Raw genomic sequence first — 26,081 nt, 5'->3', positions numbered from 1 at the left:
CCGAAAGGGAATCCGGTGCGATTCCCTATAAATATCAATGGATTGATAATTTGCTCCTTCCAGGCGGGACAGTTCGGGTATACTGTGCGGATTTAATTTTGGCATCACACCCATGAGACCGAGCGGAAGACAACCCGATCAATTGCGAGAAATCAAATTTACCTGCGGCTATACCAAACATGCGGAAGGCTCCGTGCTGGTCGAGTTCGGCGATACCCGCGTAATCTGCACCGCCAGCGTCGACAGCCAGGTGCCGCGCTTTCTCAAGGGCAAGGGCGAAGGCTGGGTCACGGCGGAATACGGCATGCTGCCGCGTTCCACGCACAGCCGGATGGGGCGCGAAGCCAGCTCCGGCAAACAGGGCGGGCGCACGATGGAAATCCAGCGCCTGATCGGCCGCTCGCTGCGCGCCGCGGTCGATCTGAAGGCGCTTGGCGAGAACACGATCACGATCGACTGCGACGTCTTGCAGGCCGACGGCGGTACCCGCACCGCCTCGATTACCGGCGGCTTCGTCGCCTTGTCGCTGGCGGTCAGGCAAATGCTCAAGAAAAGGCTGATCAAGGCCAGTCCGCTGCACGGCCAGGTCGCCTCGGTGTCGGTCGGGATCTATAACGGGGTGCCGGTGCTGGATCTGGACTACAACGAAGACAGCAACGCCGAAACCGACATGAACGTGGTGATGAACGATGCGGCGGCGTTCATCGAAATCCAGGGCACGGCCGAAGGGCATGCGTTCCGGAAGGACGAACTGGACGCCATGCTCGAACTGGCCGGTTTCGGCATCAGGCAATTGATCGAGAAGCAGCGGGAAGCCCTGGAGAAATGCGGATGAAGCCCAAGATCCGGGAGGAGAACCTACCGGCCGGGGCGTGTTGCCCCGGCCGTTTCGTTTCAGGACTGCATCCGAAGCCGTATTGTTAAAACGTTCGGAACGGGGTTGCAAACCCTGTTTCGCGCAACTTTCGTTTTTCGTCCGAGTTATGCTCTTCACTAAACACCAAAAAATCGTACTCGCCAGCGGCAATCCGGGAAAAATCCGCGAAATCCAGGCCATGCTGGCCGATCATCCGATCGTGCCGCAATCCGACTTCTCGATCGGCGACGCGGAGGAAACCGGCACGACCTTCGTCGAAAACGCGATCATCAAGGCCCGGCATGCGGCCCTGCACAGCGGGCTGCCCGCGATTGCTGACGACTCGGGGTTGGTCGTCGACGCGCTGGACGGCGCGCCGGGCGTCTATTCCGCGCGCTATGCGGGACCCGGCAGCAGCGACCTGGACAATCTGCAAAAACTGCTCAGGGAGCTCGACGGCGTACCGGAAGCGGAGCGCAGCGCGCGCTTCATCTGTGTGTTGGTGTTCATGCAGCATGCGGCCGACCCCATGCCGGTGATCGCTCAGGGCGTCTGGGAAGGCAGGATTCTGACCCGGCCGGCCGGCAGCAACGGCTTCGGTTACGATCCGGTGTTTTGGGTGCCGACGCACGCTTGCGCATCCGCCGAATTGACCCCGGAAGTCAAGAATGCGCTGAGCCACCGCGGACAGGCGCTGCGCGGCCTGACTGCAATGCTGAGCGCCAGGGAGACGGAATAGCGGGCCCGTGGCTCTTCGTGAGCCCGGAAGACCTGCCAGGTTTTTAAAAACCTGGCAGGTCTTTTTTTATTTCACGATCAGGCTGTTGTTGACCTGCTTGACGCCTCTAACCTTGCGGGCCAGATCCACGGCCCGCTCGGCGGCTTCCTGGGAGTCCACGAACCCGCTCAACTGAACGATGCCCTTGAAGGTTTCCACGTCGATCTGCAGTACCTTGAGCTTGGAGTCGCCGAGGATCGAAGTCTTGACCTTGGTGGTCAATACCGAATCGTCGATGTATTCGCCCGTGCTTTCATAGTGCTTGCTGGCCGCACAGCCGGCCAGCGAAGCGATGACCAGCAAGCCCAATAAAAAACGCAGGAATGATCTGAATTTTTTCATGATGTTTTCGTGAGGTAAAAAATGGATCGGTAAATGGCGCGGATGCGCGTCAAGAATCCGGTTTACTTGACGATCAAACTGTTGTTGACCTGCTTGACGCCGTTGACGGTCCGCGCCAGATAGATGGCCCGCTCGGCGGCAGCCTCCGAGTCGACAAAGCCGCTCAACTGGACGATGCCTTTGAAGGACTCGACATGGACCTGCAGAAATTTAACCCCGGCATCGCCGAGAATCGAGGTCTTGACCCTGGCGGTCAGCGAGACATCGTCGAAATACTCTCCTGTGCTTTCCTGCCGCCTGCTGCCGGCGCATCCCGAAACCGAGAGCGATAGAACGACCGCTAACCCTAACAGCACAACTCTGGCCGAATCGAATATTTTCATGATATTTCCAAACCACATGAAGAGTTAAAAGTAATATCTTGAAGGACCAAGAAAAGCAAGTCTGACACGGTTATATTAACATCATGTTAACGGAGATAGAAATAGCGGGGAAAAATTGCGTTGTACCGTCCCTGGCCGTGCGCCGGAGAGAGGTTGCCTTTCGGCAGGCCGGATTGCGGGGGGCGCCGATCAGTTTTTTGCCGTGCTCCATGCAGGTTATCGCTGCAAAGAATTTCACCGCTTTCAAAAAAACAGATATTTAAATCGAATAATATCGTTTTTTCAGATTCAATCGGCTATTTAAAATTCGCTCCAACAAGACTTTTTTGTACGGAGTACCGGCATGGCCAATCACGTTGAACCCAGTCCGACCAAGAATCAGCACCTTGAAATCATGCATCAGATCAGCCAGATGCTGGAAGGCATCCGTTTCGGCTCTCTCGAAATCATCGTGCACGACGGCAAGGTCGTGCAGATCGAGCGCAAAGAAAAACTGAGGCCCGACTACTCCCGTAAATAATGCGGCCGAAATCCAGCGGAACACCGCGGATGGCGAGTGAATTTTTTTGGCAGCGATTGACCGGGTAACTGGAGAAGGCTGTTTCCCCGAGAGAAGTATGAGAACGAGAAAATTTTTATTATTAACCGTAGCCGTCAACGACCTGATCGGGATATCCGGCTCGCCGCCCGCCTTTGCGGCCGGCGACGCCGATGCCGAAATGAAAGCGAAGATCGAAGCCAGAAAAAAAGAAGTCCAGGAAGAAATTGCCGCGGAGGCGGCGCAACGGAACGGCTATTACAAGGAAGCCGGCAGCTACGGTACCAAACGGATTTCCACGCCGCCGCCTTATAGCGTCACATTGAACAAAACCGGCATTGACGCATTCAGGGACATTACCTGGCTGGACGTCGGGCTGGAGCAACGGACTCGCTACGAGCACCGCGACGACGATATTCGCCGCAGCAATCCGTTGCCGAATGCGGGCCCCGCGGCCAAACGCGCCTACGCCGGCGGCGTCGACGAGCCGGTGCTGCTGAAGACGCGCGCCTACCTGGGCTTGAAGGAGATTCTGGATCCGTTCCGTTTCGCGGTCGAAGTCCAGGATTCCCGGCGCTACAACAGCCGTTTTGCCGAGGACAACCGGGATGTGAACGAGTTCGAGTTCATTCAGGCTTATGGCGAATTGTTTTTCAAGGATGCGCTGGGCAAGGACGACTTGGGCAATAACCGGCCGCTGAGCATCAAAGCGGGACGCTTGAATTTCGAATTTCTGGATCGCCGCCTGATTGCCAGCAACGAATGGCGCAACACGACCAACACCTTCCAGGGATTCCAGGTTGCGCTGGGCCAGGACAAAAACGACTGGAGCCTCGACGGGCTGGCGCTGCAGCCGCTGGACCGCCTCAAGTACAACACCGACAAGCCGATCGAGCAGCAATGGGTTTACGGCGCGATCGGGCACTGGCGCAAATGGAGCAAATGGATCACGCTGGAGCCTTACTATCTGGGCCTAAGAAAATCGGCCACCCAAAATCCCGGCGATCTGGACAATCGGGACATTATCGCACCCGCCCTGCGCGCCTACGGTTTTATTCCGGGCACCGGATTCAACTGGGACATGGACGCGATGTACCAGTTCGGCCGCAGCAACGACAGAAACACCGGGAAAGCGCTGCAGCAGGATGCTTTCGGTTTTACCTTCGAGGCCGGCTACACCTTCGACCATCCCTGGAAGCCCCGGATCAGTGCGCAGTACGGTTATGCGAGCGGCGATAAAAACCCGAACGACAACAAAAACAACCGGTTCGAGCGCTTTTTCGGTTTTGCCCGGCCCTGGAGCGCGGATGATTACGTCGTGATGGAAAACATCAGCGCGCCGAAAATCAGGCTGGAGTTTCAGCCGCGCAAAAATCTGAGTATCGACACGGGATTCGGCCTGTATTGGCTGGCCAGCGACAAAGACCGCTTCAACAACCTGTTCAGCGTCTCCGACGCCAACGATTTCAACCGCGACAAGACCGGGCAAAGCGGCGATTATCTGGGCAACTCGGTCGATATCCGCGTGCGCTACCAGCCCTTCGCGCATGTCGCGACCAATATCGGCTATTCGCACTTTACCACCGGCGACTTCGTACGCAACCGGATGGTGGCCTCGAACGGGAACATTCCGGGGATGTTTGAAAAAGACACCGACTTTTTCTACGTGGAACTGACCCTCAATGCCTTCAAATGAAAAGAGGGCGGTTATCTGAAAATCAGATAATAAATTCGGAATATATCGTTTTTTATTCAAAACGGTAGCCCCTATGATGGTTACAGATATTTTTATTCCTTTTGTGCGAGTGAACCGATGAACACCAAACACGTATTGAAAACCGGCCTGCTGGCGGCGGCCTTGCTGCTCGGCGGCAACGCGTTCGCGAACCGGAGCCTGCTGAATGTCTCTTATGACCCGACCCGCGAGTTGTATCAGGACTTCAACCAGGAATTCGTCAAATATTGGCGCGAAAAGACCGGCGAAACGGTCGACATCAAGCAGTCGCACGGCGGCGCGAGCAAGCAGGCCCGGGCCGTGATCGACGGCCTCGAGGCCGACGTGCTGACGCTGGCGATCACCTACGACATCGACAACATTGCTAGAAGAACGGGTCTCTTGCCCAAGGATTGGCAGTCCCGTTTGCCGAACAAGAACATTCCTTACACTTCGACGATCGTGTTTCTGGTGCGCAAGGGCAATCCGAAAGGCATCAAAAACTGGGACGATCTGGTCAAGGAAGGCATTTCGGTCGTGACCCCGAATCCGAAAACCTCGGGCGGCGCGCGTTACAACTATCTGGCGGCCTGGGCGTTCGCCGAAAAGAAATACGGCGGCAAGGACGCGGCGAAAGACTTCGTGAAGAAACTGTACAAGAACGTGCCGGTGCTCGATTCGGGCGCGCGAGGAGCGACCACCACCTTCCTGCAGCGGGAAATCGGCGACGTGCTCCTGACCTGGGAAAACGAGGCGTATCTGGCGATCAAGGAACTCGGCGAAGGCAAGGTCGACATCGTGGTGCCGCCGAGCAGCATTCTCGCCGAAACGCCGGTCACGATCGTGGACGGGATTGTCGACAAACACAAAACCCGCGATCTGGCGGAAGCCTATCTGCAATTCCTCTATTCGCCGACCGGGCAGAAACTGGCGGCCAAGCATTTTTACCGGCCGAGCGAACCGAAATATGCCGATCCGGCCGATATCGCGCGGTTCCCGAAACTGGAACTGTTCAAGGTGAACGACGTGTTCGGCAGTTGGGACGATGTGCAGAAAGATCATTTCGACGACAACGCCATATTCGACCAGATTTACGAACAGTAAGTAACGCGTTCGGCCTGTACGCAGGATTGGGCTAAACGAGCCGGGCGGTTTTGAAAATACCGATTCCGGCAAGGCCAGGAAGAACCTCCTCAACGATCGGTGCGGAGCCATCGATCGGGTCATCCCACGGTGAATGCCTCTCGTGGTTGGCGTTGGATAGTCAAGGGACGGACGCATTCAACGCTCTTTTTTTGTAGGGTACGCTGTGCGTACCGTTTAAAAAATTCAAGTTTTAGCCAATGTCAAGGTACGCACAGCGTACCCTACGGGACCGTAACGGCTTCTAGAGAATACCGATTTATGCTCACCACCACCAAAGCGTAAAATTCATGAGACAGAGTCACATCATGCCGGGTTTTCGTCCGGCTCTCGGCTTTACCCTGTTCTATCTGGGGCTGATCGTGCTGATTCCGCTCAGCACGCTGATCGTCAAAAGCCTCTTGCTCAGTTGGGATGAATATCTCGCCATCATCACCAACAAGCGGGTGCTGGCCTCTTTTCGCGTCAGCTTCGCGGCCTCGCTGATCGCCGCGGCCATTGCCAGCTTGTTCGGCTTCATCATCGCCTGGACCTTCGTCCGCTATCCGTTTCCGGGCAAGCGCGTGCTCGATGCGCTGATCGATCTGCCGTTCGCGCTGCCGACCGCGGTGGCCGGCATCGTGCTGGCGACGATCTACCAGCCCGGCGGCTTTCTCGGCAGACTGGCTTCCGAATCGTTCGGCATCAAGATTGCCTATACCCCGGCCGGAATCGTGGTTGCGCTGATCTTCATCGCGCTGCCGTTCGTGGTGCGCACCGTGCAGCCGGTCTTGCAGGAGTTCGATGCGACGATGGAAGAAGCCGCTTCGACGCTCGGCGCGACCCGTCTGCAGGTGTTTTTAAAAGTGATTTTCCCGAACGTGTTTCCGGCCCTGCTGACCGGCTTTGCGCTGTCATTCGCGCGCGGGATCGGCGAATACGGTTCGGTGATTTTTATCGCCGGCAATCTGCCGTATGTTTCCGAAATCGTGCCGCTGATGATCATCACCAAACTGGAGCAATACGAATACGCCGGCGCGACCGCGATCGCGCTGACCTTGCTGGTGGTTTCGTTTTTGCTGCTGTTCGTGATCAATCTGCTGCAATACTGGGTGCGCAAGCGCTCTGGCCAACTCTAGGAGAATCATGGGATGAATGCGATCACCTCTTCCGGACTGGCCGAACAGGGCGCCCGGCGACAAATTTCCCTCGGCGACCCGTCCTGGGTCAAGTGGGCTCTGATCACGGTGACGGTCGGCTTTATCTTTTTGTTTTTATGTTTGCCGCTCGCGGTCGTGCTCGTCGAAGCGTTCGCGAAAGGCTGGCAGGCCTATGGGGCCGAGCTGGCGCAACCCGACGCGCAGGCGGCAATGAAATTGACGCTGCTCACCGCGCTGGTGACGGTGCCGTTGAATACCGTATTCGGCATTGCCGCCGCCTGGGCGATTACCCGCTTCGAATTTCCGGGCAAAAGCCTGCTGACCACCTTGATCGATCTGCCGTTTTCGGTATCGCCGGTCATTTCCGGCCTGATCTTCGTCTTGCTGTTCGGCGCGCAGGGCTGGTTCGGCCAATGGCTCTCGGAGCACGACATCAAGATCATTTTTGCGGTGCCCGGAATCATTTTGGCGACGCTGTTCATCACTTTCCCGTTCGTCGCCCGCGAACTGATCCCTTTGATGCAGGAGATGGGCAGCGAAGAGGAAGAGGCGGCCCTGTCTTTGGGCGCCGGCGGCTGGAAAACCTTTTTCCTGATCACCCTGCCGAACATCAAGTGGGGGCTTCTGTACGGCATTTTGCTCTGCAATGCGCGTGCGATGGGCGAGTTCGGCGCGGTGTCGGTCGTTTCCGGACATATCCGCGGCCTGACCAATACGCTGCCGCTGCACGTCGAGGTCAGCTACAACGAATACAATTTCGTCGGTGCGTTCGCGAGCGCGTCGATCCTGGCCGGTCTTGCGATCGTGACGCTGATTTTGAAGAGCATGCTGGAATGGAAAAAGCGATAAGTCGTGTAGGTTGGGTTAGCGATAGCGTAACCCAACGTGTTGTCGATCATGCGTGTTGGGTTACGGCTAACGCCTAACCCAACCTACAAACTGAATTTTGAACCCGAATCATGAGCATCCTACTTTCCAACATCAGCAAAAAATTCGGCGATTTCGTCGCGCTGGATCATATCAACCTGGAGATCCCGGAAGGCGAACTGGTCGCTTTATTGGGGCCGTCCGGCTGCGGCAAGACCACGCTGCTGCGCATCATCGCCGGGCTGGAGCAGCCCGATTCGGGGCGCGTGCTGTTGAGCGGCGAAGACAAGACAGACTACCACGCCAGCCATCGCGGCATCGGTTTCGTGTTTCAGCATTACGCGCTATTCCGGCACATGACCGTGTTCGACAATATCGCTTTCGGGCTTCGCGTCAAACCGCGCAAGGAACGCCCCGGTGAAGCGATGATCCGCCGGAAAGTGCACGAGCTGCTGCAATTGGTGCAACTGGACTGGCTGCACGACCGCTATCCGGACCAGCTTTCCGGCGGCCAGCGGCAGCGGATCGCGCTGGCGCGCGCGCTGGCGGTCGAGCCTTCGGTCCTGCTGCTCGACGAACCGTTCGGCGCGCTCGATGCGAGCGTGCGCAAGGACCTGAGGCAATGGCTCCGCAATCTGCACCATGAATTGAACGTGACCAGCATTTTCGTCACGCACGATCAGGAGGAAGCGATGGAAGTCGCCAGCCAGGTCGTGGTGCTGAATCATGGACGGATCGAGCAGCAAGGGTCGCCGAGCGAGATTTACGACCATCCGGCCAACGCATTCGTCTCGAAATTCGTCGGTCAAACCAATGTGTTTCATTTCGACAATGAGGATAAAATCTGGCTGCAGCATGCGGGGATCGTTCTGGACGATCCGGAGGCGCTGATTGCGCACGTGCGTCCGCACGACATCGACATCGAAAAAAACGCCGATGCGTCTTCCTCGCCGTTCACCCTGAAGGACTGGCAGCATCTGGGTTCGGCGATTCGGGTCGAACTGGCGAGAGAGGTGCGGGAGCAGGGCAAGCGGGCTCCGGTCGTCTATGCGCAAATGCCGAACGAACGGTTCAAGGCGTTGCAGCTCGCGAAAGGCGACCGGGTTGCGCTCAGGATTCGGCATGCGCACTGGTTCAATTAAGGGGATGTGTGCGGTGCATACCTTTGTGCAATGCCGTCCGGGTTGATGTAAGGGGTAGGCACGGCAAAACTTCGAATCCTTGAAGAATCCGTCGCAGAACCGTAGGGTACGCTGTGCGTACCTTTATAAAAAGGCCGCAATCTCTCTGAAAAAGCTTTAAAAGGTACGCACAGCGTACCCTACATGGAGTTAACCCCCCTTTTGTGGAAGCGGGAATGAACGTTGACAAAGCCTCGCGGCTCTCTGCAAAAATCTATCGCTGAATTGACGTCAAGGAAAGCATGAACCTGAATCAGCTCGAACTCCTGCGGGTTTTGCAGGAGACCAACTTCAACCTATCGAAAGCGGCGGAGAAAATGTTCGTCGTGCAGTCGGCGGTCAGCCGCCAGTTACAGTTGCTGGAGGGCGAACTCGGCGCGCCGGTGTTCGAGCGTCAAGGCAAGAAATTGGTCGGCCTGACGCCGCTGGGCGAGCGGATCATGGAAGAAGTCACGCTGATCAATGTGTCCAAGCGCAATATCCAGACGATCGCCGAAGATTTTTTGCATAACCGCAACGGTGAATTGCATATTGCAACCACGCACACGCAGGCCAAATATTTTCTGCCGGAACCGATCCGCAAATTCCGCGAGAAATATCCGAACATCAAAATCTACATCGTGCAGTCTTCGCCGACCAATCTGATCGACCTTCTGCACCATCATCAGGCCGACATCGCGATCTGCACCGAAAAGCTGGATGAAAGCGACGACAAATTGATCATCAATCCGTGTTATGAATGGCATCATGTCGCGGTCATGCCGAAAGATCATCCTTTGTCCGAAGGCGAGATTACGCTGGAGCGTCTGGCCCGTTTTCCGATTTTGACCTACAGCAAGGGCTATACCGGCCGGTCGAATATCGAAAAAGCCGTGGCTGACGGCCATGTCGGTCTGGACATCACGCTGGAAGCGGCCGATTCGGACATCATCAAAACCTATGTCCGGATCGGTCTCGGGGTCGGCATCATCGCGGCGACCGCGATCGAGCCGCAGGCCGATGAGGATCTGATCGCGCGCGACCTCGGCCATTTGATTCCGCCGTCGGTAACCCGCTTCGCTTATTTGAAACAGTTGTATTTGCCGACTTTTTGCCGGTTTTTCATCGATGAATTGTTGCGTGCGGCGGGCCGGACATCCTAAGCGTTGGGGTGGTTCATTCTTGGCAAATCTCTGCTGACGGAAAGCACTAGATGAGATTTGTCGGAATGTGTATATCTAATTTTGGCATATATATATCTTTTTTATTGACATACTCGATGCGCTTGCATTATTGTAATGGGAAGTCAACTGCTGACCGGATAACCGGAAGCCAGTGACTCCGATGAGGAGTCACTGGCTTTTTTTTGGCCAAAATTTTGCGGGGGGTTATTCCCCAAAGTGGAGTCAGGTTTGCGGAATCTGCCGCCATCGGCCCGAATTATTTATCCATGCGAGACAAAGAAACAACATGAAGGAAAGCCATGTGAACGGAAACCGCCTGGAAATTGAAAGCCTCGTCGCGGAACTGCGCGATTTGCGTTTGCGTTCGCTCGAAAGCCGCGCCCGCCTGAATAAGCCGCCGAAGCTGCCGTCGCGCAAAGTGCTGATTACCATCATCGACGGGCTCAGCGCGGCCATGTTTCCGAATCGTCTCGGGCTGCCCGACCTGACCGACGAAGGCATCGACAGTTATGTCGGCCATACTCTGGACGTGACGCTCAGGGAGTTGCAGAAACAGATTCGCCGCGAGTTGTATTTCATGGCCCGCGACGGTGCCGATGCCGAGGAGATTCTGCTGCAAGCAACGGAGATTACTCGCACTTTCGCAGTGACGATTCCGGCGCTGCGCCGTCTGATCGACAGCGATATTCAGGCCGCCTATGAGGGCGACCCCGCCGCCGGCAGCATCGACGAGGTGCTGGTCTGTTATCCGGGCGTCACCGCGATTATTCATCAGCGTATCGCGCATGTGCTGTATGGACTCGGCGTCCGTCTGACCGCGCGCATGATCACCGAAATCGCCCACTCCGCGACCGGCATCGATATTCATCCCGGTGCCCAAATCGGCGAGAGCTTTTTCATCGACCACGGCACCGGGGTGGTTATCGGCGAAACGGCGGTGATCGGCCGTCATGTGCGCCTTTATCAGCAGGTGACGCTCGGCGCGAAACGCTTTGAAAAAGACGCGGACGGGCATTTGACCAAAGACTACCCGCGCCACCCGATCGTCGAAGACGATGTGGTGATTTATGCCGGCGCGACGATCCTCGGCCGCGTGACGATCGGCCGGGGTTCGACGATCGGCGGCAATGTCTGGCTGACCGAAAGCGTCGCGCCCGACAGCATCGTGACTCAATCACGCGCGCACTGTGAAATCCTACCTAAAAAAGAAGCCCCGGTTTACAGTGGCTAATGCGTAAACCCTTGTTCATATTCAATCACTAAAAGAGGAAAACTCCGATGTCCGATATTCATGAAGCCCATACCGCTTTAGGCGACGTAGCCGCCCGTACGCTTTCCAATGCCACCAAGACCGTCCCGATGATGGGGACGATTACGCCGCGCTGGCTGGTGCACCTGCTCCAGTGGGTGCCGGTCGAAGCGGGTATTTACCGGGTCAACAAAGTCAAGAACGAAACCAGCCTCGCGGTGGACTGTTCCAGCCTCGACGAAAAAGTGCTGCCGCAAACCTTCGTCGATTACGAGGAATGGGGCCGCGAATACCGGCTGAACGCGGTCAATACCGTGCTGGACGTCCATACCCGTATCGCCGATTTGTACAGCAGCCCGCACAACCAGATCCGCGAGCAGTTGCGCCTGACCATCGAAACGGTTAAGGAGCGCCAGGAAAGCGAATTGATCAACAATACCGAATACGGCCTGTTGAACAACGTCGCCGATTCGATGAAGGTCAAGACCCGCAACGGCTCGCCGACGCCGGACGATCTGGACGAACTGATCGCCAAAGTCTGGAAGGAGCCGGCGTTTTTCCTGGCGCATCCGCGCGCGATCGCGGCGTTCGGCCGCGAAGCGACCCGCCGCGGCACCCCGCCGCCGACCCTTTCGCTGTTCGGCTCGCAGTTTCTGACCTGGCGCGGACTGCCATTGATCCCGACCGACAAGCTTCGCATCACCAACGGCAAGACCAACATCCTGCTGCTCCGCACCGGCGAAAGCCGCCAGGGCGTAGTGGGCCTGTACCAGCCGAACCTGACCGACGAACTGAGCATGGGCCTGTCGGTGCGCTTCATGGGCATCAACCATAAGGCGATCGCGTCGTATCTGGTCTCGTTGTACTGCTCGCTGGCCGTCTTGACCGAAGATGCGCTCGGCCTGCTCGAAAACGTCGAAGTGGACAACTATTATGACTACGCGTATGACTACAAGAAGTGATCTGGATGAGTTGACCAACGCGCCGCCCCTGCCGGACGTCGAGCAGCTGAGCCGCTGGGCGAACGAATTTTTCGCGGCGCCGCCGTCCGGTGAAAGTCCTCATTTCGTGCAACCGGCGGTGAGCCAGCCGGTCACCGAGGCTATCACCGATATTCCGCCGTCTTCGGGGCATGCGAAAGTGCCTCCGTCGTTCAGCGTTCCGCACGAAAGCGGCTTGCATGAACTGGCGGCGCCGAGTCGAACCGCAGAACCCGCGGCGTCGGGCGCATCGTATTACTTTCAGCAATATGCGAATGCGGAAGGGCTGGATGCGGTGCCGCATGCGTCGGCGACGCATGGCTTGGCCGGACTGATCGGCGATTCGTCGTCGTTCGGCGTCAAGCCGGAAAATTTCGGCTTACCGGGCGTTGGCGAACTGAAAAGCCTGGCGTCGCCGAAGAGCGGCGCTCCCGGCTTGTCCGGCGTTTCTTCGTTTTATTTTCTCGAAGAAGCGACCAGCGTCGCCCGGCATACGGCCGCTCCGAGTCTCGGCTCCGCGCATCCGCCGTTCGACGTGCAGGCGATTCGCCGCGATTTTCCGATCCTGAACGAAAAGGTCAACGGCCGCCCTTTGGTATGGTTCGACAATGCGGCGACGACCCAGAAGCCGCAGGTGGTGATCGACCGGCTGAGTTATTTTTATCAGCACGAAAACTCGAACATCCACCGCGCCGCGCATGAACTGGCAGCCCGTTCGACCGACGCCTTCGAAGCCGCGCGGGAAACCGTCGCGCGCTTTATCGGCGCGAGTTCGCCGGATGAGGTGGTGTTCGCGCGCGGTTCGACCGAGGCGATCAATCTGGTCGCGCAAAGCTGGGGCCGCGCGAATGTCGGGCCGGGCGACGAGATCATCGTCAGTTGGCTTGAACATCATGCGAACATCGTACCCTGGCAGCAGTTGTGCGCTGAAAAAGGCGCGGTTTTGCGGGTGATTCCGGTCGACGAGACGGGACAGATCCTGTTGTCGGAATACCAGAAGTTGCTGAACGCAAAGACCAAGCTGGTCGCCTTCACGCAAGTTTCGAACGCGCTTGGCACGATCACTCCGGCGCAGGAAATCATCGAACTCGCTCATCGTGCCGGGGCCAGGGTCTTGCTCGACGGCGCGCAGTCGATCTCGCATATCAAGGTCGACGTACAAAAACTCGACTGCGACTGGTTCGTGTTTTCCGGACACAAAATCTATGGTCCGACCGGAATCGGCGCCTTGTACGGCAAGCCGGAGGTGCTCGAAGCGATGCCGCCCTGGCAGGGCGGCGGCAACATGATCGAGGACGTGACTTTCGAGAAGACCGTGTACCAGCCCGCGCCCGCGCGTTTCGAAGCCGGCACTGGCAACATCGCCGATGCGGTGGGGCTCGGCGCCGCGCTGGAGTATGTACAGAAGGTCGGCATCGACAACATCGCCCGCTATGAGCACGAGCTGTTGGCCTATGCGACCGAGCTGTTGTCGAGGATTCCCGGCTTGCGGCTGATCGGCACAGCGCGCGAGAAAACCAGCGTCTTGTCGTTCGTATTGAAAGGGCTCAGCACTGCCGATATCGGCGCCGCGCTGAACAAGGAAGGCATCGCGGTCCGCTCCGGCCATCACTGCGCGCAGCCGATCCTGCGCCGTTTCGGGCTCGAAAGCACGGTCCGGCCGTCGCTGGCGTTCTACAACACCTATGCCGAGATCGACTGGCTGGCGACGGTCGTGCGCAAGATACAGTGCGGAAATATTCCGCTGGGACGTTGAGGAAGCTAGAGCTGTAGGGCGTTTTCGCGATAGCAAAACGCCAATAGCCTTCAAAGCGAGGCGGATTGCCTGCCGGCGAATCCGCCTTACAAGAGCCGTAGGTTGGGTTAGGCGTTAGCCGTAACCCGACATATCAAAGCCTGAAAGTGTTGGGTTACGCTACGCTAACCCAACCTACGGGCTACGGGCTACGGGCTACGGATACCCGAAGCTCGGCGTTTCCAGAATAGGAGATACCCGCCCGGCGCCAGCCGGAGCGGGTATTTTTTTAGGGCGGATTATTGGCGGATACGGATCAAGTCGTGGCAGCTTTTGCAGGCGGCGGCGAGCTTGCCGAACTGCGCCTTGATCGCGGCGGGATCGCCGCCGGCCGCCACCTTCTGCAATTCGTTCGCCTCCTTGATGAAGGTGGCGTTGATTTCCTTGGCTTCGTCCTGCTTTTCGAAAAACTCGGGTTTCAGCCGGCTCGGCTTCCAGCCGGTGCCTTTGTCGGTGCCAGGGCCGTACAGTTTTTCGAAAACGCCCGCATTGGCGACGCCGGCGATCGCATTCGCGGCGGCGATGACTTCGTCCTTGTTGAAAGTATCCGGATGATCGGAAGCTTGCGCCTTGATCTTTGCGGTGTTCCAGCCCAGGAAAGAATAAGCAGACTGACGGAAGCGAATCTGGTCTTCGACGTCTCCGGCCGCTGCGGTGGCGGTAACGGCGCCGAATGCCAGCGCGATTGCCAGTTGGGGTTTTTTCATGAATAAAGCTCCTTGCGGTAAAGGGGTCACGGATTGAGAGTTAATGAAAGGAATGCGCCGGGTCGGCCGAAGCGTCGAGGCGCGATGGAATGAATCAGTTCGAGGTTTCCGCATCGGCGGACGCGGTTTGAACCCCGGCCAGCGGCGCCAGATAATCGACGAAGCTGCCGCCCCAAACGCCCCAGACCGTCGAGGCCGCGACTAGCAGGCTGAAGGCCAGGGGCAGAAGCCGCACGGGTTGAACCGTTCTCGGGGCCAAGGCCGCCGGCAGCTGTTTTTTGCCGGTCAGCATCGGCAGGATCAGGTTGTTTTGTTTCACGCGCTGGTAAAACGCGATGGCTACGAGGTGCAGCCCGACCAGCCCGACCAGCAGGTTCACGATCCGGATATGCCAGCCGCTGAGCTTGTCGCTGAGATCCTTGTCGATCAGGTGGAACAGCGGTCCTTCGAAAGCGATGTCGTCGTTTGCGAACAGGCCGGTGCCGGCCAGCGCGGCCAGGGTGCCGAGTAGCGCGAATACCGCCAGCGCCCCAGCCGGATTATGGCCGGCGCCTTGCCAGCGGCCTTTGAAGTAGGCGATCAGGCGCGGCAGGGTAGGGAAGAAGTTGGCGAAGCGGGCATGCCGTCCGCCGACGAAGCCCCAGAACAGGCGGAATACCAAAAGGCCCAGCACCAGGCTGCCGAAACGGCCGTGCCAGTCGGTCCATTCGCCGCCGGCCTTGCCGCTGGCATAGACGCCGACGACCGCGACGACCAGCAGCCAGTGAAACAGCCTGAGCGGCCAGTCCCAAACGTGCGTTTCGATTTTCATGGTTTCCTCCTGACGATTAGCCGGCGCGCAGATGTTTGTTGAAGAAGGCGAGGGTTCGGTCCCAGGCCAGTTTCGCGGCCGCCGCGTCGAAGCGCGGGGTGGTGTCGTTGTTGAAGCCGTGCTGCACGCCGGGATAAATGAAGGCTTCGTAGCTGACGCCGGCTTTTTTCAATGCCGCCTCGTAAGCCGGCCAGCCCGCGTTGATCCGCTCGTCGGCGCCGGCATAATGAAGCAGCAGCGGCGCCTTGATGTTGGCCGCGTCCTCGGCCGACGGTTGGGCGCCGTAGAACGGGACGCCGGCCGCCAGGTCGGGCAGTTGAGTCGCCAGGTAATTGACGATGCCGCCGCCGTAGCAGAATCCGACCGCGCCGATCTTGCCGTTGCCGTCCGGCAGTTTTTTCAAGGCCTGGGCCGCGGCCAGGAAGTCGGCCTGGGTCTTGGCTTTGCCCAGGTTTTTGAACAGTTCCCGGGCCTTGTCCTCGTCGCCCGGATAGCCGCCCAGGGTGTACAAGGCGTCCGGGGCGAAGGCGATGAAATTGTCCAGCGCCAGCCGGCGGGCGATGTCTTCGATGTGCGGGTTCAGGCCCCGGTTTTCGTGAACCACCAGCACGATCGGCAGCTTGCCTTCGATCCTGGCCGGCTGGGCCAGATAGCCGTGCACTTTGCCGTTGCCGTGCGGCGACGGGAATTCGACGATGCGGGTGATAAGGCGCGGATCGTCGTTCGAGACCTGCTGCGCCTGGGCGAAGCGCGGATTCAACGCTTCCAGCAGCGCTTCGGCGCTCAGGCCCAGGAGGGCGTATTTCGGTACGGAAGACAGGAAATCCCGGCGCGAGATTTCGCCGTGGACATATTTGTCGAAGAGTTGCAGCGCTTCCGGGTGGAAGTCTTTGGCCGTTTTGCGAGCCATAAAAAAGTCTCCTTGCGATATCGGGTGAGTTCGTAGGGTACGCGGCTTTAACTCGGCGCGGTCAGCACCGACAGTTTGGTGATGCCGGCGCGTTCGATCGCGGCCATGACTTTCGCGACGACGCCGTACTGTACGCCCTCGTCCGCATTCAGGTTCAACGCCAGTTCGGGGTCGGCGGCCTGGCGGGTCTTCAATTCATTTTCGACCGCGTCGATTGCGATTTCCCGCTTGTCGATGAACACTTTGCCTTGCGCGTCCACGCTGAGGTAAACCGGCGCTTTTTCTTCGGGCGGCGCGGTCTCGGCGGTTTTCGGAAGGTTTACGTGCACCGCGTTAGTCAACAGCGGCGCGGTCACGATAAATACGACCAGCAGCACCAGCATCACGTCGACCAGCGGGGTGACGTTGATTTCGCCCAGTACGTCGCCGTCGTCTTCTTGGGTTTTAAAGGCCATCAGGCGTGCGCCTCCTTCGCTGCGGTCAGTTCTTCATGAGGGGCGCGAGGAGCGGCTGTTTTTTTGCCGCCGCTAATTTCTGTCAAGCGTGCGGCATTCGCCGGTTTGCCGCCCGCGCGCTCGATAATGAACGAAGCTTTTAGCGCCAGATGCACGAAATCGATCGCGAAGTCGTCCAGGAAAGCCCAAACCACTTTGTTCCGGCGGATGAAAAAGTTGTAGCCGACCACGGCAGGAACTGCGACCGCGATGCCGACCGCGGTCGCGATCAATGCTTCGCCGATCGGGCCGGCCACCACTTCCAGGCTGGCCGAACCGGTTTTGCTGATATTGGTCAGTGCGCCCATGATGCCCCAGACGGTGCCGAACAGGCCCACGAACGGCGAAATGCTGCCGATGGTTGCCAGGATCGCCAGGCCGCTTTCCAGCGAGCCGCGCTCCTTCTGCATCTGTTGGCGCAGGCGGCGATCCAGCAGTTCCTGCCGGTCCCACGTATGTTCCAGGTCGTGCGTGGAGGCGCCGGACTCGGTTTCGATCAGCGTCGAAAACCCGATTCCGGCGACCCGTGCGGCAGGGCCCTTTTGATGATCGAGATGGGCGGCCGCCTGAATGTTCGGGGCGCTCCAGAACTCCTTGCTGTATCGGCGATTGTGGTAAGCGATCCGCAGATGCTGGATGCCCTTGATCAGGATCAGCGCCCAGGTGACGACTGACGCGCCGATCAAAGTGTTCAGAGTGCCGTCGACAATCAGGCTGGTAGGTATATTGGACATTGAAGTCTCCTCAGGATAAGTTGAAAGTAATCGGAACGGTGACCCAGCCGGCGATCGGCGTATCGCCGCGTTTGGCAGGGACGAAAGACCATTGGCGGACGGTTTTCACGGCCGCATCGTCCAGCACCTTCTGGCCGCTGGACTTGACTACGGTAATGCTGTCCGGCTTGCCGTTCGGCAGCACATGCACCTTCATCAGCACCTTGCCTTCCAGGCCGCGTTCCATCGCGATTTCGGGATATTTCGGCGGCGGGTTGTGCAGGTAATCCGCGCCGGCGGTCGGTGCGGTGATCTTTTCCTGCACGACCGGAGCCGGCGGTGCCGGAGGCGCCTGGACCGGCGCGGGCGGCGCGTTGGTAATCACCGGAGTGGGCTGCGGAGCCGGGGCCGGCTCGACCGTTTTCGGCGTCGGCCTGGGTTTCTGCGGTTTCAGCGGCACCACTTTTTTGACGGGCGGTTTGGGTTTGGCAACCGGCGGCTTCGGTTTCTCGACCGGCGGAGGCGGCGGGGCTACCGGTTTCGGCTGGGGCCTTGCCAGCGTGATCTGGACTTTCGGCACCAGCTTGACCGGTTCGATGATTTCCTGTTCAAGCGCGGCGCCGTCGAAATGCCGGACAAAGCCGGTGTGGATCGCGATCGACAGCATGCCCAGCAGCAGGTAATCGAGCAGCTTGCGGTCGTGGTCTTCGCCGGTGTATTTGAAATCGGCCAGTGCTTTGCCGAGCGGTGCCGGCGCGAACTCTGCGGCGGAGGATTTTAGAGAAGCCGCGCCGTCCGCCTGCCAATCCAGCGAGGGGGTGGCCGAGGCAAATGAAGAGGTAAAAGGTAAAGGACTGCTCATTGCGATGTTCCCGTTGAGTGACCGTTGCACAGGGATTCCACTCTCGCCTATTTTTGGCGGATGTCGGACGAGTGGAGCCTTGCCCGCAAGCGATTCGGCCAGGCTGAATCGCTTGCGCAAACACAAAATGAAAACGCCGTTTATCCGTTTGCCTGCCGGCCTGGACGCGTGCGTTCCGTTTAACGTATCAAGCACAAGCCGTGCCAGCTTGGTTTGATGAACGCCGCACGCTGTCGAATAATTTCTAATGACTTGTTGTTTAAGGGGTTTTTTTAGGGCGCCCCGATGAGCCGTCGGGGCCGGGAGTGGAGGGTTCGGGGGCAAGGAAAAACCGGAGGCTGCTCGTTGAGCATCAATTTTGCCTTGCTCGCTGCTGACGGGGTGTTGCTAGTTCAGCAGGCGGCTTTGGGGAGCCGTAACGGAAGGGAGGGCTTGTAAATTTCGTTTATCCTCGATGGCATACCCGATACATCAAGGCTGTTTGCGGTCCTGAACGGTGAATAGCGAGCCGGTACCTTTACGGCCCCGGCCGGTGCCCGTCCGGCCAGGATGAACGGGAACGCATCAATCCCCGCCGGACTCGCCACAAAAGCAAGCGCCGAATTCAACGGGCGGCGCAAGGCGAGGCTTCCTGTTATTCGGGAGATTCCCCTTTTTCGCCAAGTATCTGCCGGGCTAACTGGTTTCCGGCTTCGACCAGCGGATGAATCATAAAATCCGCGCCGAGCAGTCCCAATTGCTGTTTCTCTTCGGGATGATAGCAAATTGTACCTATCTGTCCTTGGTAACCTCTTTTTCTGAGCAGGCGCACCGCCGAGCAGCGCGCATCAAATTCGGGCAGGGCCAGAATGATGCCTTTCACCCGGTCCAGCGGCAGTCCCGACCAGAGCTCCGGATCTTCGGCATCCCCGTAGATGACGCGCCGCTTTTCGGCTAGCAGGCTTTCCAGAACGGTCGGATCGTCATCCAGGCCGAGGACCCGCTTTTCCCGTCGGGACAAAGCCAGATAGGCCGACAGGCCGGTACGCCCCATGCCCATGACCAGCCATTCCGCTACGCCGATGGACTCGGGCAACCGGTCCGGATGCTCGGGCAGTCGCCCCAGAAGCCGGGCTTTTTTTTCGAAACGGGCCAGCAGCGGTTCGTAGCGTGAAAACAGCTCATGCGAGTTGCGGTTCAACGGCGCCACGAGCGCCAGCGATCCGGCCACCGCCAGGGCGATGGTGGAATTCCATTCCGGCACCAGCAGATTCGCTTTCACCATCGCGTCGGTGACGATCAGCGCGAACTCGCTGTAAGTCATCAGCGCGAGTGTCGAGATAAAGGCGGTGCGGGAACGCAAGCCGGCCAGCAAAAACAACGCGAAGAATAAGAGGCCCTGCAACGGCAACAGTCCCAGCAGCCCGACCGCGTACAGGAATTGCGCAGGATTCGGTAAGTCGGCCAGGCCGATTTGCAGAAAAAAAGCGACGAGAAAGATTTCCTTGAGACTCCAGAGTTTCTCCGAAAGGTTGTTGGTTTGAGGATGGGAGGACAACATGACGCCCATCAGCAAGGCGCCGATATCGGGCGAAACGCCGACTTTTTCTGCTACCAGGCCGCCGGTTAGCGCGAAAGAAAAGCCCAGCAGCAACCTCAGCTCATCGGCCTGGCAGAAGGCGAGCAATCGATGCGCCCAGGGGCGCAGCAGCGGCAGCGGCAATAAGGCGAACGCCCAATACGAGAACGGCCTGTCGTCGGCAAAAGCGAGCAATACCATCGCCACGACATCCTGCAGAATCAGAATGCTGATGACGTCCCGGCCGTGCAATGAAGTCAGTTCGCCGTTGTCTTCCAAGACCTTGATCGCCAGTACGGTACTGGAAAAAGCGAGGCTCGCGCCCAGTATCACGTCAACGATCGCCTCATCCCCTCCGAGCAGAAAAGAAATCCCGGAAACGCCGGTGACAATCACCAAATGCAAACCGCCGACGCTCAACACTTCCTGCCGCAGCAGGGAGCGCACATTAATCTTCAGGCCTACCGTAAACAGCAAGAGCTCGATGCCGATGTCGGCCAGATGCGTCAGGGTTTCAGCAGACTCGACGCCGAATGCGTGCAGGATATAGCCGGCGGCCAAATACCCGACCAGCGGCGGGAAAGCTAAACGACTGGCGACCAGACCGGCAAGAAAAGCCGTGCCGACCCAAACTAATTCTATTTCTATCATGTGTTAATTGTCCTGTTCTATCCGAGCAATTCAAACAAATTTAAAATTTAGACTTTCGTTTACCGAGAACTTGCGGCTGATTTATGTTGACGGCCAATTACTTGGAACTTGAGCGAAGGCCGGATGCCGGTTTTTTGTTTGAGTGGGTTGAAAAGTCAATTTTGAATAAAAAATCACTTTCCGCTCAAATTTTTTGTTGTTAATACCTTAAGAATAACATATAGCTTAGGGGTCGAATCAGCCTAAATTTTGCAAAATCGCCTTTTCCAATACAAGCTGTTGTAGGCTACCCAATAGAAATATCGCGTGAAAAACGCCTCAGGCGGCAATAGCGCCCGTTCAATCGCCATAGAGCGGTAGCGGGCTAAGTTAGCGGCATTCAAGTCGTAGAAAAATTTAAAAAGAGCATGCGTATCCGAGTGCATAGGCGTATAACCGGCTCATAACCAGCGGCTTTGCCGCTTCACGGGATTTCCCCTTCATCCAGCCGGTAACCCACGCCGGCTTCGGTCAGCAGATAGCGGGGCTGGGCCGGGTCGGATTCGATCTTGTGGCGCAGTTGTCCCATATAAATGCGCAGATAGTGGCTGTGGTCGACATGGGAAGGCCCCCAGACTTTTTCGAGCAGTTGCCGGTGGGTGACCACGAATCCGGCGTTGCGGACCAGTACGTCGAGCAGGCGGAATTCGATCGGGGTCAGATGCACTTCGCGCTCGCCCACGTAAACCCGGCGTTTGGTTAGTTCGATTTTCAGTTCGCCGACCTGGAAAGATTCCTGAGCACTGCCGCCGGGCGCCCTGGCGGTACGCCGGAGCAGGGCCTTGATTCGGGACATCAGTTCGGCTGTGCCGAACGGCTTGGTCAGGTAATCGTCGGCGCCGTTGTCCAGCGCCTGGGTGATATCGCCTTCCTGGTTGCGGGCCGAGAGCACGATGATGGGTACTTCGGATAGCTTGCGCAGGCGGCGGATGACTTCCTGGCCGTCGATATCCGGCAGTCCCAGGTCGAGTATCAGCAGCGCCGGTTTCTGATGGCGTGCGGCGGTCAAGCCCTCCCGTCCGGTTGGAACGGCGAGCACCGAATAATCCTGGCTTTCCAGCGTGGTGCTCAGCAGCAGCCGAAACTGCGGATCGTCTTCGATGAGCAGAAGCAAGGGTCCGGCCGTTTTCATAAAGTTTTTTCTTCGAGGTCGATGGTGGGCGGGCGTTCCAGCATAGGCAGATGCAACTGCACCACTGTTCCGCCGCCGCTGCGCTGGCTTGCCCGGATCGTGCCGCCGTGGGCTTCGACGACGGCCCGGCAAATGGAAAGCCCCAGGCCGACGCCGCTTTGCGCGCTTTCGGCGTGGACCCGGAAAAACTTGTCGAAGATTTTTTGCTCCAGGCCCTCGGGAATGCCGGGGCCCCGGTCTGCCACGGCGATCGACACGCCGGACGGTGCGGATTCGATCGTAATATCGATGGGCAGTTCCGGGGGAGAGTATTTGTCGGCATTGTCCAGCAGGTTCACCAGAACTTGCTGCAGCAGTACGGCGTCGACATGGATCAGCGCCGGGCCGTCCGCCATCCGGACATTGATCCGCCTCGCCTTAAGTTTTTTGTCGAGCCGGCGCAAGGCGCTGCCCACGATTTCCTCGGGCGCGTACCACTGCCGGTTGAGCCGCACTTCGCCGGCTTCGAGGCGCGCCATTTCCAGAATTTTGCTGGTCAGGTCCGACATGCGCCGGGCTTCCTCGCTGATTGCGCTCACCAGTTTTCGCTTGCTGCTTTCCTCCAGGCGTGCCGCATCCGTTTCGAGCGTGCTGGCGGCGCCCACGATGGTAGCCAGCGGGGTTCTGAGATCATGGGAAATACTGCTGAGCAGCGAGTTTCGCAGGGCTTCCGCCTGCATTTTCAAGGTCGCCTCCTTGGCGTGTTCCGCCATATTCGCTCTTTCGAGCGTATGTACGATCTGGTTCACGAAGGTGTTCAGGAGCTGATAGGGTTCGGGGAGAAAGATCCGCCGCAGTTCGACGGGTTCGAGCGCGAGCACGCCGATGGTCCCGGTCGATCCGTTGAGGGGCAGGTACACCGCCGGGGCGTCGGGTAGGGTATCGGTGCCGCGGCCGGCCAGCTGGCCGTGCTCGAAGACCCAACGGGCTACATCCAGATCGGCGCCGCGCAGGGAAATGGCCAGCGGCGGTTCGTTCGGATAGTGCAGCCGGCCGTTGCGGTCGGGAAACAGGAAGGTGTTGCGGCCGCCGAACTGGGCATGGATATGGTAGACGCCGATTTCGGTGATTTCCCGTTCCGAACGGGCTTCGGCCAGGCCCTTGCTGAGCCGGTGCAGGGCCGATGCCCGCCGTTCCCTGGATTCCGCCACGCGCGCCTGGTGGCGGACGTTTTCCGCCAGATTGCCGGTCACCGCGCCAATGACCAGGGTGACCGCCAGCCCGGCCAGGTTTTCCGGCTCGGCGATGGCGAAGGAAAAAATCGGCGGTGCGAAGAAATAGGCGAAGGCGGCGGCGTTGGCCAGGGATGCCAGGATCGACGGCCAAAAGCCGAACCGTATGGCTACGAAAAAAACGCCCAGCAGATAAAACATCAGGATGTTGGCGGGCGTGAGGAGGTCGCGGAAAGGCCATTCGATCGCCGTCAGGAGCAACGGAATGGCGAGGCTCCACAGCCAATGCCCGTACTTATGTTCGACAAGTTGGCGGTCGAAGGATTTGCTCGGCGATGGGGCGCTGGATTGCAAGCGCGGCGTTTCTTCGTCGCCGAGCAGATAGAAGTTGAGGTCGTGAGCCTGGCTGATGAGGCTGTCGACCACCGATCCCAGAAACCATCGGCGCCAGCCTTTGCGGCCCGGCTTGCCGAGGACCAGCTTGTTGACATTGTGTTCGTGCGCGAATGTCAGGATCGCCTCGGCCATGTCCGGGGCCGACAGCGTGACCGTTTCCGCACCCAGCCGTTCGGCCAGGCGCAAGGCTTTCAGCACTCCATCCCGGCGCCGGGCGGAGAGGCGCTGCAATGCGGGCGTCTCGACATAAAGCGCCAGCCAGTCGGCGTGCAAACTGGCCGCCAGCCGTTTCGCCGCGCGCACCAGACGCTTGGCCCGCGCGTCGGGCGCCACGCAGACCAGTATCCGCTCGTCGACGTTCCAGACCTCGCGTATGGCGTAGGCCTGCCGATACTCCCGCAATTGCGTGCTCACCCATTCGGCGGTGCGGCGCAGCGCCAGCTCGCGCAGCGCGATCAGATTTCCTTTGCGGAAAAGATTGAGCAGGGCGCGTTCGGCCTTTTCGGGCGGGTAAATCTTGCCCTCGTGCAATCGCGCCAGAATGTCGTCCGGCGGCAGGTCCACCAGTTCCACCTCGTCGGCTTCCTCGAAAACGGTATCGGGCACCGTTTCCCACACCCGGATTCCGGCGAAGCGTCCGACATCCTCGTGCAGGCTTTCCAGATGTTGTACGTTCAGGGTGGTATAGACGTCGATGCCGCCGTCCAGCAATTCCCGAATATCCTGCCAGCGCTTGGGATGGCGCGAACCGGGCAGGTTGGTATGGGCCAGATCGTCCACCAGGATCAGATCCGGATGGCGTGCCAGCGCGGCGTCCAGGTCGAACTCCGCGCGCCTGGTCCCTTGATGGTATCTGATCTGCGGAGGGAGCAGCTCCAGCCCCTGCAATTGCGCCGCCGTATCGGCGCGGCCGCGGGTTTCCACCAGGCCCGCCACCACTTCGCAGCCCTCGGCCTGGTGGGCCCGGGCGACTTCAAGCATGGTGAAGGTTTTGCCGACGCCCGCCACCGCGCCGAAAAAAATCTTCAGGCGCCCGCGGCGCTTGCGGATCTCCGTCCGGTTCGCGTGGGCCGAGAAGAATTCGGGGTCCAGTTCACGCACGTTACGCCGCTGGAACGATAAAAATGTTTGCAGCCATAAGATTATCCGGGAAGATCACTGCCAGGTCCTCCGCATCGGCGAGGCGCGCGGCTTCCCGTTCCCCCGCGCAGAGCAGCGTGGTGTCCCAGGCGTCGGCCCAGGTCGGGGCCTCGTGCAGCAAGGACTTTCTCGTTTTCATTTTCATCGTGTCTTTAGCCACATAGCATGAGGCTCGTATCAGAATTGGATAACCGCATCCACGTTCAGCAATACTTGGTCGGCCTGCCGTCCGCCGTCGAACGGCGCGGTTTGCGCCTCGCTCCAGTCGTAGCGAAATTCCGGCCGGATCATCAGCCAATCCTTGGGTTTCCAGTTTACTCCGGCGGTCAGCGCGTAATAGTTGGCGGCGCCTGCGGCATAGCGCGCGCCGTCGTCGTCGCGGAACCATTCGCCGCGAATGCCCACCCCCCAGGTTTCGGCGACCTGATAGCTCAGGTACTGCACGATGGAATACCATTCGGCATCCTGGCCCTGAACGGCATGACGCTGGCTGCCGCCGTCATGCTGCAGCACATAGCGCCACGGCCCGAGATCCTGCTGCAGAATGGCCGAGTAATACACCAGCTCGGAGCTTTGGTTTTCATAGACATCGCCCTGCAACACCGAAAAGGAAAGCGTCGTGCCGGTTTCGGCATTGGCCCAGGTCAGTCCGCTCATGTGGCTCCAGGCGCCGAGATCGCGGTCGAAGTTATCCCCGCCGGTCACCGCGCCGAGGTTGACGCTCCATTGCTCGTTGAGCGCATAGTTGAACAGCGCGCCGGTCGTCGTAAACGGAGAGGACTTGAAGCTGTAGCTATGCGAAGCGAAGAAATTCGGCGCCGACGGGACCGATTCGTAACCGAGGAGGGTGTAAAAATGTCCGAACTTTCCGCTCAGGCCGTTACCGATGGGGGCGAAGACTTCCACATAAGCCTGCGGCAGCGCGATGTCGTAAAAACGCAGGTCGCGTTCGCTGATCAAAGCGTCGTCCCAGTGGCCGGTCGCCTGGGCATAGCGGGTGTCCGTGCCGAACATGAAGTCGAAACGTCCGCCCACGTCCCAGGCCGTCCCCTTGACAACGGCTTTTTCGACGAACAGGTCCAATTGATACAAATTGAATTCTTCGCTCCGGTCCGTCATGGACACCGGGCCGTTGCTGCGATCGCCGGGCGTGTCGGTGTTGTAGTTGATGCCGGCGGCGGCCCAGCCGCCGACAGTCACCCCATATTTCCGTAAACCCATCCAGTCGGAAGCCTCTTTTCCGGAAAGTTCGGCAATCAAGCCGGTCGGCGTATCGTCCGCGCTTGCTACGGGGTTCAATACGAAAAGACTGCAGATGCTTAATAAACA

Annotated in this window: 25 protein-coding genes; 12 read left to right on the top strand and 13 right to left on the bottom strand. The window is 58.8% G+C overall.

The window, feature by feature from the left end; translation table 11 throughout:
• Window positions 1–112 precede the first annotated feature (112 nt).
• Together rph and rdgB are read left to right on the top strand one after the other, a co-directional pair.
• A complete protein-coding gene (rph, locus tag CC94_RS0105245; protein ID WP_005374579.1) occupies window positions 113–835 on the top strand; it encodes a ribonuclease PH in 723 nt (240 codons plus the stop codon).
• Window positions 836–983: 148 nt separating this feature from the next.
• On the top strand, window positions 984–1,595 hold the full coding sequence (gene rdgB, locus CC94_RS0105240) for an RdgB/HAM1 family non-canonical purine NTP pyrophosphatase (protein ID WP_005374578.1): 612 nt from the start codon (window positions 984–986) through the stop codon (window positions 1,593–1,595).
• A gap of 66 nt (window positions 1,596–1,661) precedes the next feature.
• On the opposite strand, the gene CC94_RS0105235 is transcribed toward rdgB, so the two are convergent.
• Window positions 1,662–1,976, bottom strand: coding sequence for a BON domain-containing protein (locus tag CC94_RS0105235; protein WP_005374577.1), 315 nt, complete (start codon window positions 1,974–1,976; stop codon window positions 1,662–1,664).
• Window positions 1,977–2,038: 62 nt separating this feature from the next.
• Complete coding sequence (locus tag CC94_RS0105230) at window positions 2,039–2,359, bottom strand: BON domain-containing protein (RefSeq protein ID WP_005374575.1); 321 nt, start codon at window positions 2,357–2,359, stop codon at window positions 2,039–2,041.
• A 343-nt stretch (window positions 2,360–2,702) separates the two neighbouring features.
• On the opposite strand from CC94_RS0105230, the gene CC94_RS22835 reads away from it, so the two are divergent.
• The 10 genes from CC94_RS22835 to CC94_RS0105180 all read left to right on the top strand — a co-directional run bounded on the left by CC94_RS22835 (window position 2,703) and on the right by CC94_RS0105180 (window position 14,089).
• The gene (locus CC94_RS22835) at window positions 2,703–2,879 is read left to right on the top strand and encodes a YezD family protein (protein ID WP_005374574.1); all 177 of its coding nucleotides are present in this window, start codon (window positions 2,703–2,705) and stop codon (window positions 2,877–2,879) included.
• Window positions 2,880–2,976: 97 nt separating this feature from the next.
• Window positions 2,977–4,593, top strand: coding sequence for an alginate export family protein (locus CC94_RS0105220; protein ID WP_005374571.1), 1,617 nt, complete (start codon window positions 2,977–2,979; stop codon window positions 4,591–4,593).
• Between the two features lie 117 nt (window positions 4,594–4,710).
• Window positions 4,711–5,715 carry a sulfate ABC transporter substrate-binding protein gene (locus CC94_RS0105215; RefSeq protein WP_005374569.1) on the top strand — a complete coding sequence of 335 codons (1,005 nt, stop codon included), beginning with the start codon at window positions 4,711–4,713 and terminating at the stop codon, window positions 5,713–5,715.
• A 329-nt stretch (window positions 5,716–6,044) separates the two neighbouring features.
• Window positions 6,045–6,872 carry a sulfate ABC transporter permease subunit CysT gene (gene cysT / locus CC94_RS0105210; protein ID WP_005374568.1) on the top strand — a complete coding sequence of 276 codons (828 nt, stop codon included), beginning with the start codon at window positions 6,045–6,047 and terminating at the stop codon, window positions 6,870–6,872.
• 12 nt (window positions 6,873–6,884) lie between these two features.
• Window positions 6,885–7,742, top strand: coding sequence for a sulfate ABC transporter permease subunit CysW (cysW, locus tag CC94_RS0105205; RefSeq protein WP_005374567.1), 858 nt, complete (start codon window positions 6,885–6,887; stop codon window positions 7,740–7,742).
• A gap of 110 nt (window positions 7,743–7,852) precedes the next feature.
• Window positions 7,853–8,902, top strand: a complete 1,050-nt coding sequence (locus CC94_RS0105200) for a sulfate/molybdate ABC transporter ATP-binding protein (RefSeq protein WP_005374566.1) — start codon at window positions 7,853–7,855, stop codon at window positions 8,900–8,902.
• Window positions 8,903–9,183: 281 nt separating this feature from the next.
• Window positions 9,184–10,083, top strand: coding sequence for a LysR substrate-binding domain-containing protein (locus tag CC94_RS0105195; protein ID WP_005374565.1), 900 nt, complete (start codon window positions 9,184–9,186; stop codon window positions 10,081–10,083).
• A 322-nt stretch (window positions 10,084–10,405) separates the two neighbouring features.
• Complete coding sequence (gene epsC, locus CC94_RS0105190; protein WP_245549411.1) at window positions 10,406–11,335, top strand: serine O-acetyltransferase EpsC; 930 nt, start codon at window positions 10,406–10,408, stop codon at window positions 11,333–11,335.
• Between the two features lie 47 nt (window positions 11,336–11,382).
• Window positions 11,383–12,315: a family 2A encapsulin nanocompartment shell protein gene (locus CC94_RS0105185; RefSeq protein WP_005374558.1), complete on the top strand. Its 933-nt coding sequence runs from the start codon at window positions 11,383–11,385 to the stop codon at window positions 12,313–12,315.
• Window positions 12,299–14,089, top strand: coding sequence for a family 2A encapsulin nanocompartment cargo protein cysteine desulfurase (locus CC94_RS0105180; RefSeq protein ID WP_031430038.1), 1,791 nt, complete (start codon window positions 12,299–12,301; stop codon window positions 14,087–14,089). Before CC94_RS0105185 ends, CC94_RS0105180 begins: the two co-directional genes overlap by 17 nt.
• Window positions 14,090–14,367: 278 nt before the next feature.
• On the opposite strand, the gene CC94_RS0105175 is transcribed toward CC94_RS0105180, so the two are convergent.
• The 11 genes from CC94_RS0105175 to CC94_RS0105125 all read right to left on the bottom strand — a co-directional run bounded on the left by CC94_RS0105175 (window position 14,368) and on the right by CC94_RS0105125 (window position 26,051).
• Window positions 14,368–14,835 (bottom strand): cytochrome c, encoded by a 468-nt coding sequence (locus tag CC94_RS0105175; protein WP_005374555.1) that lies wholly within the window; start codon window positions 14,833–14,835, stop codon window positions 14,368–14,370.
• Window positions 14,836–14,929: 94 nt separating this feature from the next.
• Window positions 14,930–15,646, bottom strand: coding sequence for a cytochrome b/b6 domain-containing protein (locus CC94_RS0105170; protein ID WP_005374554.1), 717 nt, complete (start codon window positions 15,644–15,646; stop codon window positions 14,930–14,932).
• A 16-nt stretch (window positions 15,647–15,662) separates the two neighbouring features.
• Window positions 15,663–16,556, bottom strand: coding sequence for a dienelactone hydrolase family protein (locus CC94_RS0105165; RefSeq protein WP_005374553.1), 894 nt, complete (start codon window positions 16,554–16,556; stop codon window positions 15,663–15,665).
• A 47-nt stretch (window positions 16,557–16,603) separates the two neighbouring features.
• Window positions 16,604–17,011 (bottom strand): ExbD/TolR family protein, encoded by a 408-nt coding sequence (locus tag CC94_RS0105160; protein ID WP_005374552.1) that lies wholly within the window; start codon window positions 17,009–17,011, stop codon window positions 16,604–16,606.
• Window positions 17,011–17,784: a MotA/TolQ/ExbB proton channel family protein gene (locus CC94_RS0105155; RefSeq protein WP_005374551.1), complete on the bottom strand. Its 774-nt coding sequence runs from the start codon at window positions 17,782–17,784 to the stop codon at window positions 17,011–17,013. Before CC94_RS0105155 ends, CC94_RS0105160 begins: the two co-directional genes overlap by 1 nt.
• A 10-nt stretch (window positions 17,785–17,794) precedes the next feature.
• Window positions 17,795–18,625, bottom strand: a complete 831-nt coding sequence (locus tag CC94_RS0105150) for an energy transducer TonB (protein WP_005374550.1) — start codon at window positions 18,623–18,625, stop codon at window positions 17,795–17,797.
• A 634-nt stretch (window positions 18,626–19,259) separates the two neighbouring features.
• Entirely contained in the window at window positions 19,260–20,834 is a 1,575-nt protein-coding gene (locus CC94_RS0105145; protein ID WP_005374549.1) for a cation:proton antiporter family protein, read from the bottom strand.
• Between the two features lie 463 nt (window positions 20,835–21,297).
• On the bottom strand, window positions 21,298–22,005 hold the full coding sequence (locus tag CC94_RS0105140) for a response regulator (RefSeq protein ID WP_005374547.1): 708 nt from the start codon (window positions 22,003–22,005) through the stop codon (window positions 21,298–21,300).
• Window positions 22,002–24,713, bottom strand: a complete 2,712-nt coding sequence (locus tag CC94_RS0105135; RefSeq protein WP_005374546.1) for a sensor histidine kinase — start codon at window positions 24,711–24,713, stop codon at window positions 22,002–22,004. Before CC94_RS0105135 ends, CC94_RS0105140 begins: the two co-directional genes overlap by 4 nt.
• Before the next feature lies 1 nt (window position 24,714).
• A complete protein-coding gene (locus CC94_RS0105130; protein WP_157203376.1) occupies window positions 24,715–24,891 on the bottom strand; it encodes a hypothetical protein in 177 nt (58 codons plus the stop codon).
• A gap of 38 nt (window positions 24,892–24,929) precedes the next feature.
• Complete coding sequence (locus CC94_RS0105125) at window positions 24,930–26,051, bottom strand: porin (protein ID WP_245549410.1); 1,122 nt, start codon at window positions 26,049–26,051, stop codon at window positions 24,930–24,932.
• Between the last annotated feature and the right edge of the window lie 30 nt (window positions 26,052–26,081).

It is taken from the genome of Methylomicrobium agile (genome assembly GCF_000733855.1).
Taxonomy (GTDB): domain Bacteria; phylum Pseudomonadota; class Gammaproteobacteria; order Methylococcales; family Methylomonadaceae; genus Methylomicrobium; species Methylomicrobium agile.
Note: the sequence above shows the minus strand (reverse complement) of the source record. Positions and strands in the feature narration are given on the sequence as shown.

Coding starts and splice junctions, on each gene's coding strand:
- rph (WP_005374579.1), top strand. CDS start 113: ATGAGACCGAGCGGAAGACAACCCGATCAATTGCGAGAAATCAAATTT.
- rdgB (WP_005374578.1), top strand. CDS start 984: ATGCTCTTCACTAAACACCAAAAAATCGTACTCGCCAGCGGCAATCCG.
- CC94_RS0105235 (WP_005374577.1), bottom strand. CDS start 1,976: ATGAAAAAATTCAGATCATTCCTGCGTTTTTTATTGGGCTTGCTGGTC.
- CC94_RS0105230 (WP_005374575.1), bottom strand. CDS start 2,359: ATGAAAATATTCGATTCGGCCAGAGTTGTGCTGTTAGGGTTAGCGGTC.
- CC94_RS22835 (WP_005374574.1), top strand. CDS start 2,703: ATGGCCAATCACGTTGAACCCAGTCCGACCAAGAATCAGCACCTTGAA.
- CC94_RS0105220 (WP_005374571.1), top strand. CDS start 2,977: ATGAGAACGAGAAAATTTTTATTATTAACCGTAGCCGTCAACGACCTG.
- CC94_RS0105215 (WP_005374569.1), top strand. CDS start 4,711: ATGAACACCAAACACGTATTGAAAACCGGCCTGCTGGCGGCGGCCTTG.
- cysT (WP_005374568.1), top strand. CDS start 6,045: ATGAGACAGAGTCACATCATGCCGGGTTTTCGTCCGGCTCTCGGCTTT.
- cysW (WP_005374567.1), top strand. CDS start 6,885: ATGAATGCGATCACCTCTTCCGGACTGGCCGAACAGGGCGCCCGGCGA.
- CC94_RS0105200 (WP_005374566.1), top strand. CDS start 7,853: ATGAGCATCCTACTTTCCAACATCAGCAAAAAATTCGGCGATTTCGTC.
- CC94_RS0105195 (WP_005374565.1), top strand. CDS start 9,184: ATGAACCTGAATCAGCTCGAACTCCTGCGGGTTTTGCAGGAGACCAAC.
- CC94_RS0105185 (WP_005374558.1), top strand. CDS start 11,383: ATGTCCGATATTCATGAAGCCCATACCGCTTTAGGCGACGTAGCCGCC.
- CC94_RS0105180 (WP_031430038.1), top strand. CDS start 12,299: ATGACTACAAGAAGTGATCTGGATGAGTTGACCAACGCGCCGCCCCTG.
- CC94_RS0105175 (WP_005374555.1), bottom strand. CDS start 14,835: ATGAAAAAACCCCAACTGGCAATCGCGCTGGCATTCGGCGCCGTTACC.
- CC94_RS0105170 (WP_005374554.1), bottom strand. CDS start 15,646: ATGAAAATCGAAACGCACGTTTGGGACTGGCCGCTCAGGCTGTTTCAC.
- CC94_RS0105165 (WP_005374553.1), bottom strand. CDS start 16,556: ATGGCTCGCAAAACGGCCAAAGACTTCCACCCGGAAGCGCTGCAACTC.
- CC94_RS0105160 (WP_005374552.1), bottom strand. CDS start 17,011: ATGGCCTTTAAAACCCAAGAAGACGACGGCGACGTACTGGGCGAAATC.
- CC94_RS0105155 (WP_005374551.1), bottom strand. CDS start 17,784: ATGTCCAATATACCTACCAGCCTGATTGTCGACGGCACTCTGAACACT.
- CC94_RS0105150 (WP_005374550.1), bottom strand. CDS start 18,625: ATGAGCAGTCCTTTACCTTTTACCTCTTCATTTGCCTCGGCCACCCCC.
- CC94_RS0105145 (WP_005374549.1), bottom strand. CDS start 20,834: ATGATAGAAATAGAATTAGTTTGGGTCGGCACGGCTTTTCTTGCCGGT.
- CC94_RS0105140 (WP_005374547.1), bottom strand. CDS start 22,005: ATGAAAACGGCCGGACCCTTGCTTCTGCTCATCGAAGACGATCCGCAG.
- CC94_RS0105130 (WP_157203376.1), bottom strand. CDS start 24,891: ATGAAAACGAGAAAGTCCTTGCTGCACGAGGCCCCGACCTGGGCCGAC.